This window comes from Roseibium sp. LAB1, assembly GCF_054658235.1.
Map to the genome: position 1 here is coordinate 555604 of NZ_BAAGIB010000003.1, position 19108 is coordinate 574711.

Below are 19108 nucleotides of genomic sequence, written 5' to 3' on the forward strand. Positions count from 1 at the left end.
GAGATCTCAGCCGATCCGGTCGCGCTTGGCGAGGGTGCGCAGGCGCAGGGCGTTCAGCTTGATGAAGCCGGCGGCGTCCTTCTGGTCGTAGGCGCCCTGGTCGTCCTCGAAGGTGACCAGCTCTTCGGAATAGAGCGAATAGGGCGAAGACCGGCCGACGAGAATGACGTTGCCCTTGTAGAGCTTCAGCTTGACGGAGCCGGTGACATGCTCCTGGCTCTTGTCGATCAGAGCCTGCAGCATTTCGCGCTCCGGCGAGAACCAGAAACCGTTGTAGATCAACTCTGCATACCGCGGCATCAGTTCGTCCTTCAGGTGCGACGCACCTCGGTCGAGCGTAATTGATTCCATGGCCCGGTGCGCCGTCAGAAGGATGGTGCCGCCCGGCGTTTCGTAGATGCCGCGGCTCTTCATGCCGACGAAGCGGTTCTCGACCATGTCGAGACGGCCGATGCCGTTGTCGCGGCCATAGTCGTTGAGCTTTGCGAAGAGCGTTGCCGGCGACATCTTCTCGCCGTTGAGGGAGACAGCGTCGCCCTTTTCGAAGCCGATCTCGATGTAGGTGACTTCGTCCGGAGCTTCGGTCGGGTCAACCGTGCGCTGGAACACGTAATTCGGTGCTTCCTCGGCCGGATCTTCCAGCACTTTGCCTTCCGATGAGGAGTGCAGCATGTTTGCGTCGACGGAGAACGGGGCTTCGCCGCGCTTGTCCTTCGGAACCGGGATCTGGTGCTGTTCGGCGAATTCCAGAAGATCGGTCCGGGACTTGAAGGTCCAGTCGCGCCAGGGGGCAATCACCTTGATATCCGGGTTCAGCGCATAGGCGGACAGTTCGAAACGAACCTGGTCGTTCCCCTTGCCGGTCGCGCCATGCGCAATGGCGTCGGCGCCGGTTTCCTCGGCGATCTCGATCAGGCGCTTGGAAATCAGCGGCCGGGCGATGGAGGTGCCGAGCAGGTAAACACCTTCATAGACGGCATTGGCGCGGAACATCGGGAAAACGAAGTCGCGGATGAATTCCTCGCGCAGGTCGTCGATGTAGATTTCCTTGATGCCGAGCATCTCGGCTTTCTTGCGCGCAGGCTCCAGTTCCTCGCCCTGGCCGAGGTCGGCGGTGAAGGTCACCACTTCGCAGCCCAGTTCGGTCTGCAGCCATTTCAGGATGATGGAAGTGTCGAGGCCGCCGGAATAGGCCAGCACGACTTTTTTGATGTCACCATGCGCCATTTTGGGAAAAATCCAGTTCGATGTTCCTGGCGGTTGCCCGCCGATGAAAATTTGCGGCAATTTAGCCGGTTCTATGGACGGCGCAAGCCCCGCGATGCACTCAAATCGTCGCGTTTTCGTCTGCCAGGGCCGATCTGTCGTATTGGAGAATTTTGGCGGGCGCCGGTTACTGCGCCGCTACCGTGCGCGCGGATGCCGTAGCGCCGTATCGGGCCAGGAACATATCGACGCTTTCCTCGATGATCCGTTCCATCTCGGGCCGGGTCGTGACGCGGCCGCTGTGGATGTTCGGATAGAAGGAGCGGGCCTTGATCAGGCCGAGAAACTGGGTTGCTGCCAGGGACGGATCTTCGACGGTAAGCTTGCCTTCGCGGGTGGCGCGTTCCATGAACTCGGTAAAGACGGAGATCTTGGTCATGCGGCTGTCCATATCGGCAGCAAGGGCCGGATTACGGATCGTTTCGCTCATGACCATGCGGGCCAGGCTCATGAAACACGGATTGACCATGAGTTCGCCTTCCGCCCAGCCAAGACGCACAAGTGCGTCGCGAATGGGGACAGCCGGGTCGTAAGGGACTTCAAGTGCCGAGTTGATCTGGTCGGCAAGGCACTGGTTGATCTCCTTGAAAAGCACGTCCTTGCTTTCAAAATGATTGTAGACCGTGCGCTTGGAAACCTGGGCTCGCTCGGAAATCCGGTCCATGCTGGCTCCGGCATAGCCCTTTTCCTGAAACTCCGCGATTGCAGCCTGAACTATCTGCTTCTTTTTCTGATCCGATACGGACATTATCTACTCATATTAACCCCGTTGCATTTTCTGTCAGTTGACAGGACCTCCGCCTCTTTAATCCCAAAAATCGCGTCCTATGTAAACTCTGGCGTTTACAGACGTGCCGTTTCTAACTAAACTGCACGGTGTAGTTTACATCCTTTAGCCAGAATTGGCCAGCCAAAGGAGACGCCTCCTCATGTCAGTGACATTAAAAATAAACGGGGAAACGCGCACGCTCGACGCGGATCCCGAGAGCCCTCTGCTGTGGGCTCTGCGAGACGAGCTGGGAATGACGGGGACGAAGTTCGGTTGCGGCATCGCATCCTGCGGTGCCTGCACGGTTCACATGGACGGTATTCCGATCCGGTCCTGCCAGACGTTCGTCGGCGACCTTGAAGGCGCTGAAATCACCACGATCGAAGGCATCGACGGCAAGGCGGCTGCAGCTGTCCAGGCCGCCTGGAACGAGCTGGACGTGCCGCAGTGCGGTTACTGCCAGTCCGGCCAGATCATGGCTGCAACCGCATTGCTGGCAGAAACGCCCAAGCCGACCGATGAGGACATCGACGCAGCGATGGATGGCAATGTCTGCCGCTGTGCCACCTATGCCCGGATCCGCAAGGCCATCCACCTTGCTTCAGACAAGATGGAGGCCTGAGCCATGCTGCATCTCCTGAAACAACCGCTGGCAGCCGCAATGCCGACACGGCGCACCTTCCTGAAGATGTCCGCCGGTACTGTTGGTGGCCTTGTGCTTGCCATGAACCTGCCGCGCTCGACCGCATCGGCCGCCGAAGGTGAGTTCATCCAGCCCTTCGTTCACATCCGTCCGGACAACACGGTGGTGGTGCTGTCAAAGCACTTCGACATGGGACAGGGAACAGCCAGCGGTCTCTGCAGTCTGGTGGCCGACGAACTCGACGCTTCCTGGGAGCAGGTTCGTGTCGAATTCGCCCCGTCCAATCCGCAGGTCTATGCCAACACGCTGTTCGGCGTTCAGGGCACCGGCGGTTCCACGGCCATGGCCAACTCGTTCATGCAATACCGTCAGGCCGGAGCTGCGGCAAAGGCGATGATCGTTGCCGCCGCGGCACAGAAATGGGGTGTGCCGGCTGGTGAAATCACCGTGTCGGGCGGCGTTGTCTCCCATGGTTCGGACAAGTCCGCGACCCTGGGTGAGCTTGCCGGTCTTGCCGCCAACGAGGACGTCCCGGCAGAGCCGACACTGAAGACACCGGACCAGTGGGTCTATATCGGCAAGTCGTTCCCGCGTCTTGACGTCAAAAACAAGACCGTGGGGGCACCGAAGACCTACACGATGGACTTCCAGCGTGATGACCTGCTGGTTGCCGTTGTTGCCCGCTCTCCCCGTTTTGGCGGCAAGGTGAAGTCGTTTGACGCCACCGAAGCCAAGAAGGTGCCAGGCGTCGTCAACGTGCTGCAGATCCCGAACGGAGTTGCGGTGATCGCCAAGTCCACCTGGCCGGCAATCAACGGCCGGTCCCTGCTCGAAATCGAGTGGGACGATGCCGAGGCGGAAACACGGTCCAGCGATGCAATGATCGCCGAACTGAAGGATATGACCACCAAGCCGGGTGTGAAGGTTCGCGAAGACGGTGATGTCGACGCGGCGCTGGAAGCTTCGGCCAAGGTCATCGAAGCGGAATACGACTTCCCGTTCCTGGCCCATGGCGCCATGGAACCGCTCGACATCGCCATGATGTTCGACGGCGACACGGCGGAATTCTGGTTCGCTTCCCAGATCCCGACCATCGATCACAACGTGGCGGCCACCGTACTCGGCATTCCGTTCGAGAAGGTCAAGATCAACACCCTGTGGGCAGGCGGGTCCTTCGGGCGTCGGGCCCAGGCCGATGCGCATCCGGTCGTGGAAATCACCACGCTGGCCAAGGCCATGCAGGCCGCCGGCATGGCACCGGCTCCGGTGAAGATCGTCTGGACCCGTGAGGACGACATGGCGGGCGGTTACTACCGTCCGATGTCGGCTCACCGGCTGCGGGTCGGTCTTGATGACCAGGGCAACGTGACGGCGTTCAAGTACAACATCGCCGCCAAGTCCATCGTCAAGGGCACGCCTTTCGAAGCCATGCTGATGAAGGACGGTGTCGACCACAACATGACCGAAGGCGCGCATGATACGACCTATGCGTTCCCGCTCATGAACATGGACCAGTCCTTCCAGGAAACGCAGGTGCCGGTGCTGTGGTGGCGGTCGGTGGGGCACACCCACACGGCCTACGTCATGGAAACCATGGTCGACCGTCTGGCCAAGGAAGCCGGCAAGGACCCGGTTGCCTATCGCCTTGAAATGATCAAGGACGATCCGCGCAAGGCGGGTGTCCTGAAGCTGGCTGCCGAAAAGGCCGGTTGGGACACGCCCTTGCCTGAAGGACGTCACCGCGGCGTGGCCGTGCACAAATCCTTTGGCTCCTATGTGGCCGAGGTTGCGGAAATCTCCTTCCGCGATGACGGCACGGTGAAAGTGGAAAAGGTGACGGCAGCGGTCGACTGCGGCACGCCGATCAACCCGGACAATATCCGGGCGCAGGTCGAAGGCGGCATCGGCTATGGTCTCGGTGCCATTCTGCGAAACCAGGTGACGCTTGCGGATGGGGTTGTCGAAGAAACCAACTTCGACACCTACGAGCCGATTCGGATGTCCGACATGCCGGAGATCGAGGTGCATATCGTTCCTTCGAACGAAGCACCGACCGGCATCGGTGAGCCCGGCACTCCGCCAATCGGTCCGGCCGTCGCCAACGCGATTGCCGCTGCCAAGGGCGAGTGGGCAACCAGTCTGCCGCTGGCAAAGGCCGGTCTCGTCTGAGCCTTGCCGCTTGAACAGAGAAAGGCCGCCTCCGGGCGGCCTTTTCCAGATTGCCTTGACGTTTTCTGATCAAACAAAAACGGCGACTCACTGGAGTCGCCGTTTTTCGTTCAGCAAATGATGTTGCCTCAGGAGGCTGCCAGTGCCTCACGGTCCTTCTTGCGCATGCGCTCCGATGCCGATTTCAGCTGTCCGCAGGCTGCAAAGATGTCGCGTCCGCGCGGTGTGCGGATGGGAGAGGCATACCCGGCCCGGTTGACGATGTCGGCGAATTCCTCGATCCGTTCCCAGTCGGAGCATTCGTAATCGGTGCCCGGCCAGGGGTTGAAGGGGATGAGGTTGATCTTGGCCGGAATGCCCTTGAGCAGGCGGACCAGATCGAGTGCGTCCTGGTTGCTGTCGTTGACGCCCTTCAGCATCACATATTCGAAGGTGATGCGCTTGGCGTTGGACAGGCCCGGATACTGCCGGCAGGCATCGAGCAGTTCCTTGATGTTCCATTTCTTGTTGATCGGCACCAGCACGTCGCGCAGCTCGTCGCGGACCGCATGCAGGGAGATGGCCAGCATGCAGCCGATCTCTTCACCGGTGCGGAAGATTTCCGGCACGACGCCGGAGGTCGACAGGGTGATGCGACGCTTGGAGAGCGACAGGCCGTCGCCGTCGGAAGCGATCAGCAGCGCCTTCTTGACGTTGTCGAAATTGTAGAGCGGCTCGCCCATGCCCATCATGACGATGTTGGTTACCAGCCGGCCTTCGGACGGTACAATGGCGCCCTGAGGTGTGTCCGCATGCGGAAAATCGCCCAGCCGGTCGCGAGCGATCAGGATCTGCGACAGAATTTCTTCGGCCGTCAGGTTGCGGACCATCTTCTGGGTGCCTGTGTGGCAGAAGGTGCAGGTCAGCGTGCAGCCGACCTGAGAAGAAACGCAGAGCGTGCCGCGGCCTTCTTCGGGAATATAGACGGTCTCGACTTCGACCGGACGCCCGGCGCCGCGCGCGGGAAAGCGGAACAGCCACTTGCGTGTGCCGTCGACAGAGATCTGCTCTGAGACGATTTCCGGACGGGCGATGGTGAAGGCGTCGTCCAGCTTCTGGCGCAGGTCCTTGGCGATGTTGGTCATCTGCGCAAAGTCGGAAACGCCGCGCACGTAAAGCCAGTGCCAGAGCTGCGAGGCGCGCATGCGCCACTGCTTCTGTGGCACGCCGATGGTACCGAGAGCTTCGCCCAGTTCCTCGCGCGACAGGCCGATCAGCGTCGGCTTGTCTTCGCCGGGCAGCACTGCGCCGGCTGCGCCTGAAACGGTGTGCGCGTTCGGATTGTCCCGCGCGATGTCGAGCGTAATTGCCATGTCGTGATCCGTAATCTCGTCCGGCAAGGTTTTTGAGTGTCTTGATACAAGACTACGCTGTCGCCGGGCACCTGTCTCGCAGGTCTGAATTCAAGCGCTCCCAAAACCACAAAAAGCGCCGAAAATCAAGTTTATCGACGTGCAAGGGAGCTATGCAGATCTGTTTTCATGCAACGAAAAGAGCCCGGAAAGGCCGTTGGGCCCGTCCGGGGTCAAGTCGAAATTGAAAGGAAACCACCGGCTGGCTTCGGCATTTCACCCTGCAAATGCGGGTGAAAGCCGGAGAAGCCGCCACCTGATCGCGTTAGCGGCAGGCAGCGTTGGAATCGTCGATCGCGGCCGTTACACCGGAAAGAGAGAACTTGTAGGTGGTACGGGTACCGCGGCTGGATTCGCCGGTAACCGTCATTTCCCGGCCCGCCTTCATGGCAGCGACCAGTTGCGCTTCGGTAGCAGCATTTTCGACCCAGGCACCATCATTGTTGGTGAAGAGCGTGAAGCCCTTGCCATCAATATCGACGTTGACCGAGGATTTGTCCTTGAAAGGATAACCGACCAGCAGGCTCGGCTCGGACGAAACGCCTTCCGCCGGGCGGGTGGTCACGAAAAAGAACACGTCCCCGTGATTTCGATCTCCCGGCAGCAACGTCGTCGGTTTGGTCAGCGCGTAGCAAACCTTACCGCCGCCACTGGTCAGCGCATAGGCCGCCCAATCCTTGTGCTGCTTCAGAAGTGTCGGGGTTTGTGCGAAAGCCGCTGCACTCGAAACGGCAAGACCTGCGATGGCCAGAACCAGCGATTTTGCTTTCATCATCTCCACACCGTTGGATTTGAGTTTCCGTCAAATTTAGTTCAACTGCCGTCTGACATATAAACCTTGCTTTAATGATAACTTAAAGCGGGTTACGAAAGGGTTGAAGCTCGGCAATTGTTTTTCTGTTTTCGGTGCGTGCACCAATCTTATCGCTTTGCGTTTAAACGCGGCAACAGTGTGGCAGACCTGCTTGACCCCCCTTTCGAATTGTGCCGAACCTGATAAAGAAGATGGATCGGCAGGGGGATTGATTGTCTTTGACGCAGGTGCAGTATTTTTCCGATCTCATTGTCAAAGTGGCGGAAGACCGGGACAAGGCGGCTTTCGTGGAGCTGTTCGATCACTTCGCACCGCGCCTGAAGGGCTATCTCATGAAACAGGGCGCTGATGAAGCCCTGGCGGAAGAGGTCGCCCAGGACGTCATGATGACGCTGTGGCGCAAGGCAGATCTGTTCGATCCCAGAAAATCTAATGCCAGCACGTGGCTGTTCCGGGTTGCCCGAAACCGGCGGATTGACCGCATTCGCCGCCAGAAGTCCGCAGCGCTCGACCCGGACGATCCGTCCCTGCAGCCCACGCCCTTGCCGGATATTGCGGAGGAAATGGATGCCCGGCTGCGGGAAAAACGCGTGCGCGCTGCCTTGTCGCAGTTGCCTGAAGAGCAGCGGGATGTGGTTCGCCTGGCCTTCTTTTCAGGGCAGTCTCACAGCGAGATTGCCGAAAACACCGGTCTGCCGCTGGGGACGGTGAAATCCCGTATCAGGCTGGCCTTCGGACGATTGCGCCAACTTCTGGAAACCGACTCGTCCGTGGATGTGGACTGAACTGGTTCGCGACAATGCCCCCGAACCGATTTACAGGGTGGGGGACTCAGGTGTGCCCCGGGTCAGGTTCCCGGCACCTTGCGGCCCGTGCGCATCACAGGTCCGCCGCTGACATGTTTCGGCCGTTCGATTTTCGGGCCGCCGGCGGTGATCGAGCGATCGGCGTAGCGGCCGAGGGCCCTGTGACGGTCATACATGACGATTGCGCCGGCCATGGCAACGTTGATGCAGAACTTGGTCGGGATCTTCACCACATGGTCGCAGCGCTCCAGCATCTGCGGCGAGAGAGACCCTCGCTCCGGGCCGAGCACGTAGGCGGCCTGCAACGGATGGCCGAAGCTCGGCAATTCGATCGATTCGTCCGTCAGTTCGATGCCCACCAGTTGGCACCCCCTGGGCAAGTCCATCGTGTCAACGCTGTCCCAGGTGAAGACCGGCAGGTGTCCGGGGCTCTTGGAGGTGTCGGAGGGTGGTGCCTTGCGCAGTTTGTGGTCGGCATCCACCGTGAAGAAAAAGTTGGCGCCAAAGGCGTGGGCAGAACGCATCAAAGTGCCCAGGTTCATTCGTTTCGAGAGGCCTTCGGCCCCGATTGCAAAATATCCGCGCATCAGTTCGTCCGTTTTCGATTTGGCTGCCTCATAGCCGACTTTCGCCAAGGCCGAAAGTTTTCAGCTTATCCGGAAAGCCAATTCCCGCCTTGAGCATGGCTTGCTAACGTCTCGGCCAATACAGCGCGATCGGCGCTTTGCCCGTTCAATCTCATGAGGATGCCGTGAAAGCCTGTCTCTGCAAAACCTTCGGTCCGCCTTCCAGTCTGACTGTCGAAGACATTGCCGACCCGGTCGCCGGGTCTGGTGAGGTCGTGGTGCGGGTGAAGGCTTGTGCGCTCAATTTCTTCGATACGCTGATCATCAGGGGCAAGTACCAGTACAAGCCGGAAATGCCGTTTTCACCGAGTGCCGAATTCGCCGGTGTGGTCGAGGCGGTCGGCTCCGGAGTGGAGGGATATTCCGCCGGCGATAGGGTCATGGGGTACATGCGCTGGGGCGCTGCGCGGGAAAAGGTGGTTGTTGCCGCAGCTGATCTTGTGTCTCTGCCTGAGGATATTTCCTTTGAAACCGCAGCGGGTTTGACCGTCACCTACGGCACGACGCTGCATGCCTATCGCGACCGCGCAGGACTGAAGCCGGGCGAGACAGTCGCCGTTCTGGGGGCATCGGGCGGGGTTGGCCAGGCGGCAGTGGAAATTGCCGCCGTGATGGGCGCAAAGGTGATCGCCTGCGCATCGTCGGAGGAAAAGCTTTCCTTTGCCCGATCACTTGGCGCGGACATGACGGTCGATTATTCGGTTCAGCCACTCAAGGAAACATTGAAGGAGCTGACCGGCGGCAAGGGTGTCGACGTCGTCTACGATCCGGTGGGCGGGGACTTGTCCGAACAGGCCATCCGGGCGACAGCCTGGGAAGGGCGGTTTTTGGTGATCGGCTTCGCCGCGGGCGAGATCCCGAAAATCCCGCTCAATATCGTCATGCTGAAAGGCTGCGACATACGTGGCGTCTTCTGGGGAGCCGCGCTCGAACGGGATCCTGAAGGCCACCGCCGCAACATGTCTGAGTTGCTGTCCTGGGTTGGCGAGGGCAAGCTGAAGCCGCACATCCACGGTGTCTACCAACTGGAGGAAACCGCCCAGGCTCTCGAGGAAATCGCCGCGCGCCGGGTACAGGGCAAGGTGATCGTCACGCCTTGAGCTTCCATTCACGGTGGTTTTAGCAGATACTTGGAGAAGGTATTATTACTTGGACGCGCCGGTTGCCTTTTAAAGCCATTAACTTGTTTAAATCATAGACTGATGAGGTTATTGCGGCGGCTCGTCGATGGGAATGAATTGCTGTCCCGGAGGTGCCGATGTTGAAAAAAAGCCTTCTTTGCTTAATTGCTTTTTGGTTGTTGCCCTGCTTCGTAACTCATGCGGCTAGCGAGAAGCGCGTGGCACTTGTTATAGGCAATAGCTCCTACGACAATGCGACCTACCTCGACAATCCCGTGAATGACGCCAAAGCTGTTGAAAGCAAGCTGTTGGAGTTGGGTTTCGATGTTCTGTTGTCGCTGGATGCAGACCAACAGAGCTTCATCGAAACCCTTGAGGAGTTCAGGGAACGACTGGAAGGCGCAACACATGCGGTCTTCTATTTCGCTGGCCACGGGATACAGGTTGATGGACAGAATTATCTGATTTCGACCAATGCTAGTCTTGATAGCCGTTTCAAGGTTCAATCAGAAACAATCGCGCTAGATCAGATTATTGAAGTGATGGAGGGCTCTAGTCCCGTCAACATGGTGTTTCTGGACGCTTGCCGAACCAATCCCTTCACTGAGCGACTGAGAGAAGTGGAGTCCCGATCCCGATCAGCCACAATTACCAAAGGCCTTGCTCCGATGTCACGCGCACTTCATGACCGGTCGGGCAAGGAATTGCTTGTTATGTTCGCAACGGCACCGAACAGGCTTGCTGAGGACGGTGAAGGTGAAAATTCTCCATTTGCGAAAGCCCTGATCCAACACCTCGGAACACCGTCAGCAGAGGTGTCGATTGCGCTTAAGCGCGTCATCAAGGATGTGCGCGAGGCGACCAACTATCGACAAAGTCCAGAGATTTTGTCGTCAATGTCGGTGGAGTTTTTCTTCAACCATCGTCTTCCGGAGAATGCGAGTGATCTGACCGGCAGTTCGGATGCGATTTATCTTGCTTTTAATGCAGCGAGGAACTCGAACACATCGGATGCTTGGCGACGATTTCTGGATCAGACACCTGACGGTTATTATGCGGACCTTGCGCGCGATGCGCTGGTCGAGGCAGAGGCGAATGAATATGTGTTTGATGTCAGTGTTTCTTCGGAACAAGCTGAGAACTCACTTGCATTGAATGCATCCGAGCGGAGAGATGTTCAGCTTGTCTTGGCTGCCCTTCGCTACGACCCAGGACCGGCCGATGGGGCTTTTGGAAAGGGTACTCGGCACGCGTTGCAGGCGTTCCAAAGGGAATGGGGCCTGGCTCCGACTGGCTATATTGATAAACTGACCCAGCAATATCTCAGGTCTGAACGTGTTCTGACAGCTGCTGGCAGGAGTCTGGACGGTTCCTTGGTTCTGGAAGGGCGTGCTGCGGAAGAGGCGCTCGGTCTCACGCTTCAGGAAAAAAAGGCCATTCTCCGTGGTCTCGGAGTCTTGGGCTACGATGCCGGAGCGAGCCGGGAGGGGCTTGACGGGTACAAACAAAGGGCAGCGATCAAGCAATTCCAATTCAAGAATGACAAGGAGCCAACTGGCTTCCTGCACGCTGAAGACGCGGCTTATCTGCTGAAACTCGGACGTGAGCAAGGACAGTTTGTTGCAGACTATCTGGATGTGAATGACTTGGACCCGAGAAGTGATCCGCGCTTAATAAAGGGGGCGCGCATCTTTAACAATCGTCTCGTGCTCTACGCTTATTTTGGGAATTCGCTTTATTTCGTGGTGGAGGGAGATCGTTCCTGGGATTCCTATGAGAGCTTGGCAGAGTCTGCCGGAGGGCACCTTGTGGTTTTCTCTAGTGCGGCTGAAAAGAAGTTTGTCGACGATCTCGTCAGTCAAGATACTCGGTTTTATGTGTCTGACAGTTCGTGGCACGATGGTCCCACGGTTGGATACTTTCAGAAAGGCAGTGCCAGGAGTTCCACAGAGGGCTGGCGATCTGTTACCGGTGAGCCTGTGCGTTTTCTGAACTGGTTCAAGGGGCAGCCGAATGAAGTGCGATTGGCTCGCAAAGTCGGGTTCGCCGTTTATGGTGGAGAAGGTCCGTTCAGCAGGAACCGCAGGCTGGCTTTTGCCGATCAGATCCGGTTTCAGCAGATTGCGCAAAGCGCAGTCATCGAGGTTCCTCCAGAACCGGTGAAGACACAGACCAAATAGCCTGTCCTTCCTCCTGCGCACAGGTTTTAGATCGCGAATTCGGCGATCACCGGCGCGTGGTCCGACGGCTTTTCCCAGCCACGGGCGGCGCGCAGCACCGTGGTTCCTTTCACATGCGGGGCAAGCGGCTGAGAGACCCAGACATGGTCGAGACGGCGGCCCTTGTCGGCAGCGGCCCAGTCCTTGGCACGGTAGCTCCACCAGGTGTAGAGCTTTTCGTCCAGCGGCGTGAACTGGCGCATGGCGTCCAGCCAGCCGCCTGCTTCGCGCACCTGTTCGAACAGCTCCGTTTCGACCGGCGTGTGCGAGACGACCTTCAAAAGTTTCTTGTGCGACCAGACATCGTGCTCATAGGGGGCGACGTTGAGATCGCCGACCAGAATGGCGGGTTTTGCGGTTTCCCCGCCTTTCAGCCATCCCAGCATTTCGTTCATGAAGTCAAGCTTGTGGCCGAACTTCGGGTTGATCGTGCGGTCCGGCTCGTCGCCACCGGCCGGAACGTAAAAATTATGCAGCCGGATGCTGGAACCGTTGAAGGGCACATCCGCAGCCACATGGCGGCTGTCGCCAACCTGGCAGAAGTCGCGCTTCTCGATGTTGCTCAGCGGCAGCTTGGAGAGCGTTGCGACGCCGTGGTAGCCCTTCTGGCCGTGAATGGCCATGTGTTCGTATCCCGCCTTGCGGAAGGCGTTTTCCGGAAAATTGGCGTCCGGGCACTTTGTTTCCTGCAGACAGATCACGTCCGGGGACACTTCCTCGATCAGCTGTTCCACAATCGGCATGCGCAGGCGCACGGAATTGATGTTCCAGGTGACGAGTTTGATCCGGTCGGTCATGGGAAAATTGCCAAGGCTGGTTGCGGGATTTGCCAAGTCATACGGATTTGGCGGCCGAGTGCAAATGATTTCAGGTCTCGGTATCGTCTTCCCCGGCCTTGCCGGTTTCACCGGCCCGTTTGAGCGCTTGCTGGGTGGCGGTGGGGCCGAGCAGTTCGAAGACGATCGTCGATCCTATGGCGACGGTCAGGATTTCGTCCCGGAACTGCGGCAGCACTTCTGCTGCCACCAGGGCCATGCCGAGCGCAACGCCGGCCTGGGGCAGCAGCGACAGGCCGAAGAGATAGCTTCTGGACGATGCAGCTCCACCGGTGAGCTTGCCGCCCAGCCAGCCCCCGGCCAGACGTCCGGCAAGCCGCAGCAGAACGTAAGCGGCGCCCAGGAGCCCGAGTTTCACCAGCAAATCCGGCTGCAATGCAGCACCGGCCAATACGAAAAAGAAGATCATGAACGGCCATTCGATATGTTCGATTTCATAGAACGGCCGGGAATGGTGACGACCGGTGTTGACCACCATGGCACCGCAGGCAATGCCTGCAAGCAGGAAAGACAGATCGAGCCAAAGCGCGAGGCCTGCTGTCAGAAAGACAATGCCGAGGGCTTCGGCAAGTGTGGGATCACCGGGCTGCAGGCGTCCTGACAGATAACCTGCCGGCAGGCCGACGATGGCGCCAAGCAGGAGCGATCCGATGATTTCCCACGCGGCATGCAGCAAGGCGCCCGACCCATCGCCTCCCACGAGAGCCTGAGCGCCCATGAGGCAAAGCGCGAAGATCAAAATGCCCCAGATGTCGTCGAGGGCGACGATGCCAGACAGAACGGTGGTGAACGGCCCCTTGGCGCGATACTGGCGAATGACGTCACTGGTGGCGGCTGGATCCGTCGCGGTGGCCAGGGCTGCCAGGATCAGGGCCAGTTCCAGCGGGAAGCCGAGCAGGGCGAGACCTGCAAAGACGATGATTGCGGTGGAGACGACGGCAGAGGCCGAAATGATCGTGACGGCTCGGCCGCTGTTTTGCAGATGTACCCTGGAGAGTTTGCCTCCGAGCACGAAGGCGACCATCGACAGGGCGAGCACGGAGAGGGTCTCGTACAGCTGGGTCAGGTTCTCGGGCAGAAGGTCGAAGAAGGCAGGGCCTGCGGCCAGTCCGCACAGGATCAGCAGCGTGACACGCGGCAGCTGCGTCCTGTGGCCGATTTCGTCGGCCAGCATGCCGAGCAGCAGAAGGACGCCGATGGCGATCAGGGTGGTCGCAATTTCCATGCTCATAGATTGGGCGAAGCGGGCCAGATGTCTTTGATCCGCCGCAATCCCGCCCTATTCGATTGCCTGCACGATAACAGATACGTGTTAACGCGGAGAAATCGTGAATTCGTCTACGCTCCGTTAGGAAATCCCGGGCATTTTGTGCGGTGACTTAAAGCCTTTCTTAACCCTGCCGAGGACGCTGTGCTGGCAATCGCGAAATCGTTTTGTTCCATTTTCGGGTTCATATTTTTAAGCTCATGTGCAGCTTACGACTTTCCGGATCCAACACCAGAAGACTACGCGGTGCACGGCATCGATGTGTCCCGGTGGCAGGGCGATATCGATTGGGCCGCGGCCAAACAGGGGGGCGTCGCCTTTGTCTGGATCAAGGCGACGGAAGGCGGCGATCATGTCGATCCGCGCTTTGTCGACAACTGGGTGGCCGCACGCCAGGCAGGCATGCCGCGCGGCGCCTATCACTTCTATTATTTCTGCCGCCCGGTTGAGGAACAGATCTCCTGGGTGAAGGAAATCGTTCCCGTTGATCCGCAAGCCCTGCCGCTTGTACTCGACATGGAATGGAATGCGCATTCCAAGACCTGCCGGGAAAGGCCGGAGCGGCCGCAGATCCTGCGGGACATGAAGATCTTCCTCGACGAAATGGAAAGGCACTACGGCAAGCGCCCGGTGATCTATTCCTCTGTCGACTTCCACCGCGACCGGCTGGTGGGAGCGCTGAAGAACGAGCAGTTCTGGCTGCGCTCGGTCGCGAGCTTCCCGAACAACATCTACGAGCAGCGTAACGACTGGGTGTTCTGGCAGTATACGGCCGAGGGCCGGGTGCCGGGTGTGAAGGGCGATGTCGACCGGAATGCGTTCTTCGGAACGAAATCGCAATTCCGCGACTGGCTGAACGGCAAGCTGAAGCGCTGACCGCACCGGAAGGTCACCCCGCTAACGAACCTTGATCTGGTGTGTGACGTCCTTGCCGTTGCTGACGGTGACCTGCGTGAAGCCGATCAATTTGCACAGGTCGAGAAAGTTCAGGTCCTGAGGCTGGTTCGACCGCGCGAACAGCTCGGTTGTGCGGGACATCGATGTGAGTGAGGCGAGCAGGGCGCGCAGTCTGAACAGCGTGTCGTAGCGTCCGTCGCCGGTTGCGACCACAATCAGCTTCTCCAGCTCTCCGCCCTTGGCAAACAGATGATAGCCGGGCGCATACCCCAGCTTTGCATTCTGGGACGCAAGGCCGCTGACAAAGGCTGCCCGCGAGCGTTTGCCGGTGTCCGGTGCCAGTTCCAGCCCGGAGACGTAGACCTCCTGCGTCTGCACTTCGGGGTAGTAGTATCCGGCATGAGCATCAAAGGCCCTTGCCGGTGCAAGAGAAGCGGCAAGCCACAGTGCGGCAAGCGCCATTGCAGGCGCAACAGATTGAGTTCGTTTCATTTCCAGCAAGCCCCCCGGCTGTTTGTGCGCCTATCAAGCCTGAAATGCCGAGCGAACGCAAACCAGACGCAAGCTGGACGCAAGCTGGGGCGGGCACCATTTGGCGTGAGAAGGAGCCGAGATGCCTGCAGCGCTATACTTTTGCCATGATGCTAGCCGCTTCTTGAAAGCGTCAGGGCGCAGACCTTTGGAGTTTTGAACATGTTGACCCGCTTTTCGCTGGCCTTCGCCGCGATCGTGATGATGGCGCTGCCGGCGAGCGCGCAATCACGGCCGGCCATTGCCTATACGACGGCCAATCTCAACATGCGTGCCGGGCCGGGAACCAATTATCCGGTAATTGCGACCGTGCCGCGTGGGGGCGGGGTGACCATATTCGGATGTACGGCCGATTTCGGCTGGTGCGACGCCGCCTTCACCAACGTGAAAGGGTGGGTTTCAGGCAAATATCTGAGCTATGGCGGCGAAGGGATCTACTATGGCCGGCCAATTCCCAGTGCCGGCATCAATCTCGGTGTGCAGCGCTACTACCGGGATTATCCGATCTATGCGGAAGCGCCTGCCTATCGGGGCGGGCCGGTCTACAAGGGTGATCCCCCCTATGATCCGCCGCCCGTCGATCCGGGCCCCGTCTATGCTCCTGGCCCGGTCTATGACGCGCCGCCTGTTGTGGTCGCGCCGCCGCAGCCGATCATCATCCGTCCCTACTGGGATTCGTTCCCCGGTTATCCGCAACGGTATTTCGAACCGCGCGTCTATTGAGGAGAGGTCCTACTGCGCCGGTTTCGGTGCGGCCATGACAAGCGACCAGAACACCTTGTGCTTGGCGTTGGGCGCATAAGCCGTTGCGATGCCGAGCCGGGTCGCGTCCTTCGTCAGGAGTACCTGATTGTGCTTCGGGCTTTCCCGCCAGCCGGAAAAGGCTTCGGCGAAGGTCCGGTAGCCGGCGCTGACGTTTTCGGCGGCTGCCGTCTTCGGCTCGCCGATAGATGCCATACGGGTTGCCAGTTGCTGGTTCGGGGCGAGCGATGCCTGAACGTTTCCGGCCGTTGCCATGGCAGTGGCCTGGGACTTGGCAATCGACGTCAGTTGCGGATCGGCGGTCACCGGCGACAATCCGTTGTTGATCCGGTACTGCGAGATCATCTGAGCGGCGGTTGCCGCATCTACCACCCCATCGACACGCGCCATGTCCTCGTAGAAGGGGGGCGTCTGCATACGGTCCCCCATGCAGGCGGCAACCGAGAACAGCAGCGCACCGGCGAGGGCGAGTTTCAGGGGTCGATGGACCATCGGTTTGTCAGCCACGCTGTTGAAGCTCCCGCTCAGGATAATTGAGTTCCAGTGAGGGACATGATTCGCCTCACTTGGGAAGGTGATGGGACGACAGTTGAGCAGAATTGCGGCGCCGCCCTTCGGAAACCGGTGCACAAGCCATTCACTCAAGACCGCCCAACGCCAAGGCCCCGGAAAATTACAGGCCGGTTTCTTGCATGTCGGATTTCAAGTTACATATAAAGTAACATGAAAAAATTGGCCACCCGGCCAGAACGGGCCATTGAGCTGAGTAATGCTTGGGGAAACCATTCATGTCTTTGTTTTCGGGTGATGCATCGACTGCCGGATATGCGGAAAGAACGGCCAGGCTGGTGCCGGGCCTGGCCGACATGCACAAGATGGCCGGACTTCTGCTGGCCGAGCGGGCGCCGGCAAAGGGGACCATTCTGGTACTGGGTGCCGGCGGCGGCGTTGAGCTGACGGCCTTTGCCCGGATGCAGCCGGACTGGCGTTTCTGCGGTGTGGATCCATCGGCGGACATGCTGGAAAAGGCGCGCGTACACCTTGGTCCCCTGGGCGCGCGGGTGCAATTGCTGGAGGGGTATATTGAGGATGCGCCAGACAAGCTCTTCGACGGGGCGGCCTGCCTGCTGACGCTGCATTTCCTCAATCAGGACGAGCGGTTGAAGACCCTTCTGGAGCTTCGGCGCCGGTTGAAACCGGGCGCAGTGTTCGTTGCGGTTCATCACAGTTTTCCGACCGACCCTGCGGGCAAGGACAGATGGCTTGCCCGGTTCGCCGCGTTTTCCGCCGAATCCGGGGTGCCCCGGTCGCTGACCGAAAGCGGACTGGCCGCAATGAAGGAGCGATTGCCGGTGCTTGCCCCCGAGCAGGACGCGGATTTGCTGAGGCAGGCAGGATTTGTCGATGTCGAGACTTTCTACTCTGCCTTCACCTTCAGGGGCTGGGTCGCCGTTGCCGGGTGATCTCAAGGAAAAGGCCAGCCCGTGAGACACGGGCTGGCCAGGCTGCATGAGGCTAACGGAGCCGAAGCCCCCCAGCCTTCCAGGGAGATTGTTGGCCCGGCCGCTTTCAAGCGCATCACTTGCGGGCGGCAGGTGCCGGATCAGCGAGTGGACGCCTCCAGGACGTCGTCATAGGTGCGAAGACCGGTGGTCGGGGCACACACCAGAACGGACATGTTGCCCGGTGCGTGCTGGTTCTTCCACATCTTGGTGTGGGCCTTCGGGATCTGGTCCCAGGGGAATACCTCGGACATATAGGGGTCGATGCGCCGTTCGATCATCAGCTTGTTGGCGGCCGATGCCTGTTTCAGATGGGCAAAGTGTGAGCCCTGCAGGCGCTTCTGGTGCATCCACATGTAGCGGACATCGAAAGTGCAGTTGAAGCCGGAGGTGCCGGCGCAAATGACGACCATGCCGCCCTTCTTGCAGACCAGGGTCGATACCGGGAAGGTTGCCTCACCCGGGTGTTCGAAGACGATATCGACGTTGTTGCCCTTGCCGGTGATGTCCCAGATTGCCTTGCCGAACTTGCGCGCTTCCGCGAACCAGTCTGCATATTCGGGCGAGCCGACCGTGGGCAACTGGCCCCAGCACTTGAAGTCCTTGCGGTTGATCACGCCCTTGGCACCGAGTTCCATGACGAACTGACGTTTGTCTTCCTCGGAGATGACACCAATGGCGTTGGCGCCCGCTGCGGTGATCAACTGGATGGCGTAGGAGCCGAGACCGCCGGACGCCCCCCATACCAGCACGTTCTGTCCTGGCTTCAGTTCATGCGGATGATGGCCGAAAAGCATGCGGTAAGCGGTCGCGAGCGTCAGCGTGTAACAGGCGCTTTCTTCCCAGGTCAGATGCTTCGGCCGGGGCATCAACTGCTGGGCCTGAACGCGGGTGAACTGCGAGAAGGATCCGTCGGGTGTTTCGTAGCCCCAGATTCTCTGGGAGGTCGAGAACATCGGGTCGCCGCCGTTGCATTCCTCGTCGTCGCCGTCGTCCTGATTACAATGCACCACGACTTCGTCGCCAACTTTCCAGCGTTTGACCTTGTCGCCGACGGCCCAGACGATGCCGGACGCATCGGACCCTGCAATGTGGTAGGCGGCGCCATGGCCGTCGAACGGGCTGATCGGCTGGCCGAGTCCTGCCCAGATGCCGTTGTAGTTGACGCCGGCGGCCATCACCAGAACCAGAACCTCGTAGCTGTCGAGTTCCCAGGTCGGCACGACTTCCAGCTTCATGGCGTCTTCCGGCGGGCCGTGACGCTCGCGGCGGATCGTCCAGGCATACATGTTTTTGGGAACGTGTCCGAGCGGCGGGATCTCTCCGATTTCATAAAGATCTTTCACCGGCGCGCCCTCTCGCGTTTGGTTGTCATTGGCTTCCGCGCTTGCTGTCATTCTCCCCCTCCCAGGGCTTTTGTTGGGCCTCAGAATTTCGCATTTGCACAAGGCGTAATCGGGCAAATACCCGATTTTGCGCAACTATTGTT

General features: G+C 59.4%; 18 protein-coding genes. 8 read left to right on the top strand and 10 right to left on the bottom strand.

Going from position 1 to position 19108, the window contains the following annotated elements; genetic code table 11:
• Window positions 1-6: 6 nt before the first annotated feature.
• Together ACYQ54_RS20625 and ACYQ54_RS20630 are read right to left on the bottom strand one after the other, a co-directional pair.
• Entirely contained in the window at window positions 7-1227 is a 1221-nt protein-coding gene (locus ACYQ54_RS20625) for an argininosuccinate synthase (protein WP_023002831.1), read from the bottom strand.
• Between the two features lie 166 nt (window positions 1228-1393).
• Window positions 1394-2014 (bottom strand): TetR/AcrR family transcriptional regulator, encoded by a 621-nt coding sequence (locus ACYQ54_RS20630; protein ID WP_460085877.1) that lies wholly within the window; start codon window positions 2012-2014, stop codon window positions 1394-1396.
• 181 nt (window positions 2015-2195) lie between these two features.
• On the opposite strand from ACYQ54_RS20630, the gene ACYQ54_RS20635 reads away from it, so the two are divergent.
• Both ACYQ54_RS20635 and ACYQ54_RS20640 read left to right on the top strand, forming a co-directional pair.
• Window positions 2196-2657, top strand: coding sequence for a (2Fe-2S)-binding protein (locus ACYQ54_RS20635; protein ID WP_460085878.1), 462 nt, complete (start codon window positions 2196-2198; stop codon window positions 2655-2657).
• A 3-nt stretch (window positions 2658-2660) separates the two neighbouring features.
• Window positions 2661-4847, top strand: coding sequence for a xanthine dehydrogenase family protein molybdopterin-binding subunit (locus ACYQ54_RS20640; protein WP_460085879.1), 2187 nt, complete (start codon window positions 2661-2663; stop codon window positions 4845-4847).
• Window positions 4848-4975: 128 nt separating this feature from the next.
• On the opposite strand, the gene rlmN is transcribed toward ACYQ54_RS20640, so the two are convergent.
• Window positions 4976-6199, bottom strand: coding sequence for a dual-specificity RNA methyltransferase RlmN (gene rlmN, locus ACYQ54_RS20645; RefSeq protein ID WP_460085881.1), 1224 nt, complete (start codon window positions 6197-6199; stop codon window positions 4976-4978).
• A gap of 304 nt (window positions 6200-6503) precedes the next feature.
• Window positions 6504-7013: an invasion associated locus B family protein gene (locus tag ACYQ54_RS20650; RefSeq protein ID WP_460085882.1), complete on the bottom strand. Its 510-nt coding sequence runs from the start codon at window positions 7011-7013 to the stop codon at window positions 6504-6506.
• Between the two features lie 251 nt (window positions 7014-7264).
• Between ACYQ54_RS20650 and ACYQ54_RS20655 the strand changes: the two genes are divergently transcribed.
• Entirely contained in the window at window positions 7265-7837 is a 573-nt protein-coding gene (locus ACYQ54_RS20655) for a sigma-70 family RNA polymerase sigma factor (protein WP_460085884.1), read from the top strand.
• 62 nt (window positions 7838-7899) lie between these two features.
• Here ACYQ54_RS20655 and ACYQ54_RS20660 read toward each other — a convergent pair whose 3' ends face one another.
• On the bottom strand, window positions 7900-8445 hold the full coding sequence (locus ACYQ54_RS20660) for an RNA methyltransferase (protein WP_330560956.1): 546 nt from the start codon (window positions 8443-8445) through the stop codon (window positions 7900-7902).
• 164 nt (window positions 8446-8609) lie between these two features.
• On the opposite strand from ACYQ54_RS20660, the gene ACYQ54_RS20665 reads away from it, so the two are divergent.
• Window positions 8610-9584 (top strand): NADPH:quinone oxidoreductase family protein, encoded by a 975-nt coding sequence (locus ACYQ54_RS20665; protein ID WP_460085885.1) that lies wholly within the window; start codon window positions 8610-8612, stop codon window positions 9582-9584.
• Window positions 9585-9742: 158 nt separating this feature from the next.
• The gene (locus tag ACYQ54_RS20670; protein WP_460085887.1) at window positions 9743-11785 is read left to right on the top strand and encodes a caspase family protein; all 2043 of its coding nucleotides are present in this window, start codon (window positions 9743-9745) and stop codon (window positions 11783-11785) included.
• 26 nt (window positions 11786-11811) lie between these two features.
• On the opposite strand, the gene xth is transcribed toward ACYQ54_RS20670, so the two are convergent.
• Complete coding sequence (gene xth, locus ACYQ54_RS20675) at window positions 11812-12621, bottom strand: exodeoxyribonuclease III (RefSeq protein WP_460085888.1); 810 nt, start codon at window positions 12619-12621, stop codon at window positions 11812-11814.
• Between the two features lie 70 nt (window positions 12622-12691).
• Window positions 12692-13891 (bottom strand): cation:proton antiporter, encoded by a 1200-nt coding sequence (locus tag ACYQ54_RS20680; protein ID WP_460085889.1) that lies wholly within the window; start codon window positions 13889-13891, stop codon window positions 12692-12694.
• 180 nt (window positions 13892-14071) lie between these two features.
• Here ACYQ54_RS20680 and ACYQ54_RS20685 point away from each other — a divergent pair, with 180 nt between their 5' ends.
• Window positions 14072-14803 (top strand): glycoside hydrolase family 25 protein, encoded by a 732-nt coding sequence (locus ACYQ54_RS20685; protein WP_460085891.1) that lies wholly within the window; start codon window positions 14072-14074, stop codon window positions 14801-14803.
• Between the two features lie 21 nt (window positions 14804-14824).
• Here the strand turns inward: ACYQ54_RS20685 and ACYQ54_RS20690 are convergent, their stop codons facing one another.
• Window positions 14825-15316, bottom strand: coding sequence for a hypothetical protein (locus tag ACYQ54_RS20690; protein ID WP_460085892.1), 492 nt, complete (start codon window positions 15314-15316; stop codon window positions 14825-14827).
• Between the two features lie 201 nt (window positions 15317-15517).
• Between ACYQ54_RS20690 and ACYQ54_RS20695 the strand changes: the two genes are divergently transcribed.
• Entirely contained in the window at window positions 15518-16078 is a 561-nt protein-coding gene (locus tag ACYQ54_RS20695; RefSeq protein ID WP_460085893.1) for an SH3 domain-containing protein, read from the top strand.
• A gap of 9 nt (window positions 16079-16087) precedes the next feature.
• On the opposite strand, the gene ACYQ54_RS20700 is transcribed toward ACYQ54_RS20695, so the two are convergent.
• A complete protein-coding gene (locus ACYQ54_RS20700) occupies window positions 16088-16624 on the bottom strand; it encodes a CAP domain-containing protein (RefSeq protein ID WP_460085895.1) in 537 nt (178 codons plus the stop codon).
• Window positions 16625-16905: 281 nt separating this feature from the next.
• Here ACYQ54_RS20700 and ACYQ54_RS20705 point away from each other — a divergent pair, with 281 nt between their 5' ends.
• The gene (locus tag ACYQ54_RS20705) at window positions 16906-17580 is read left to right on the top strand and encodes a class I SAM-dependent methyltransferase (protein WP_460085896.1); all 675 of its coding nucleotides are present in this window, start codon (window positions 16906-16908) and stop codon (window positions 17578-17580) included.
• Window positions 17581-17720: 140 nt separating this feature from the next.
• Here ACYQ54_RS20705 and ccrA read toward each other — a convergent pair whose 3' ends face one another.
• A complete protein-coding gene (ccrA, locus tag ACYQ54_RS20710) occupies window positions 17721-19016 on the bottom strand; it encodes a crotonyl-CoA carboxylase/reductase (RefSeq protein ID WP_460085897.1) in 1296 nt (431 codons plus the stop codon).
• Between the last annotated feature and the right edge of the window lie 92 nt (window positions 19017-19108).

Excerpts from the sequence above, each read along its gene's own strand:
- ACYQ54_RS20690 (WP_460085892.1), bottom strand. The coding sequence starts at position 15,316 with ATGAAACGAACTCAATCTGTTGCGCCTGCAATGGCGCTTGCCGCACTG.
- ACYQ54_RS20695 (WP_460085893.1), top strand. The coding sequence starts at position 15,518 with ATGTTGACCCGCTTTTCGCTGGCCTTCGCCGCGATCGTGATGATGGCG.
- ACYQ54_RS20650 (WP_460085882.1), bottom strand. The coding sequence starts at position 7,013 with ATGATGAAAGCAAAATCGCTGGTTCTGGCCATCGCAGGTCTTGCCGTT.
- ccrA (WP_460085897.1), bottom strand. The coding sequence starts at position 19,016 with ATGACAGCAAGCGCGGAAGCCAATGACAACCAAACGCGAGAGGGCGCG.
- ACYQ54_RS20635 (WP_460085878.1), top strand. The coding sequence starts at position 2,196 with ATGTCAGTGACATTAAAAATAAACGGGGAAACGCGCACGCTCGACGCG.
- rlmN (WP_460085881.1), bottom strand. The coding sequence starts at position 6,199 with ATGGCAATTACGCTCGACATCGCGCGGGACAATCCGAACGCGCACACC.
- ACYQ54_RS20705 (WP_460085896.1), top strand. The coding sequence starts at position 16,906 with ATGTCTTTGTTTTCGGGTGATGCATCGACTGCCGGATATGCGGAAAGA.
- ACYQ54_RS20670 (WP_460085887.1), top strand. The coding sequence starts at position 9,743 with ATGTTGAAAAAAAGCCTTCTTTGCTTAATTGCTTTTTGGTTGTTGCCC.
- ACYQ54_RS20640 (WP_460085879.1), top strand. The coding sequence starts at position 2,661 with ATGCTGCATCTCCTGAAACAACCGCTGGCAGCCGCAATGCCGACACGG.
- ACYQ54_RS20625 (WP_023002831.1), bottom strand. The coding sequence starts at position 1,227 with ATGGCGCATGGTGACATCAAAAAAGTCGTGCTGGCCTATTCCGGCGGC.
- ACYQ54_RS20630 (WP_460085877.1), bottom strand. The coding sequence starts at position 2,014 with ATGTCCGTATCGGATCAGAAAAAGAAGCAGATAGTTCAGGCTGCAATC.
- ACYQ54_RS20680 (WP_460085889.1), bottom strand. The coding sequence starts at position 13,891 with ATGAGCATGGAAATTGCGACCACCCTGATCGCCATCGGCGTCCTTCTG.
- xth (WP_460085888.1), bottom strand. The coding sequence starts at position 12,621 with ATGACCGACCGGATCAAACTCGTCACCTGGAACATCAATTCCGTGCGC.
- ACYQ54_RS20660 (WP_330560956.1), bottom strand. The coding sequence starts at position 8,445 with ATGCGCGGATATTTTGCAATCGGGGCCGAAGGCCTCTCGAAACGAATG.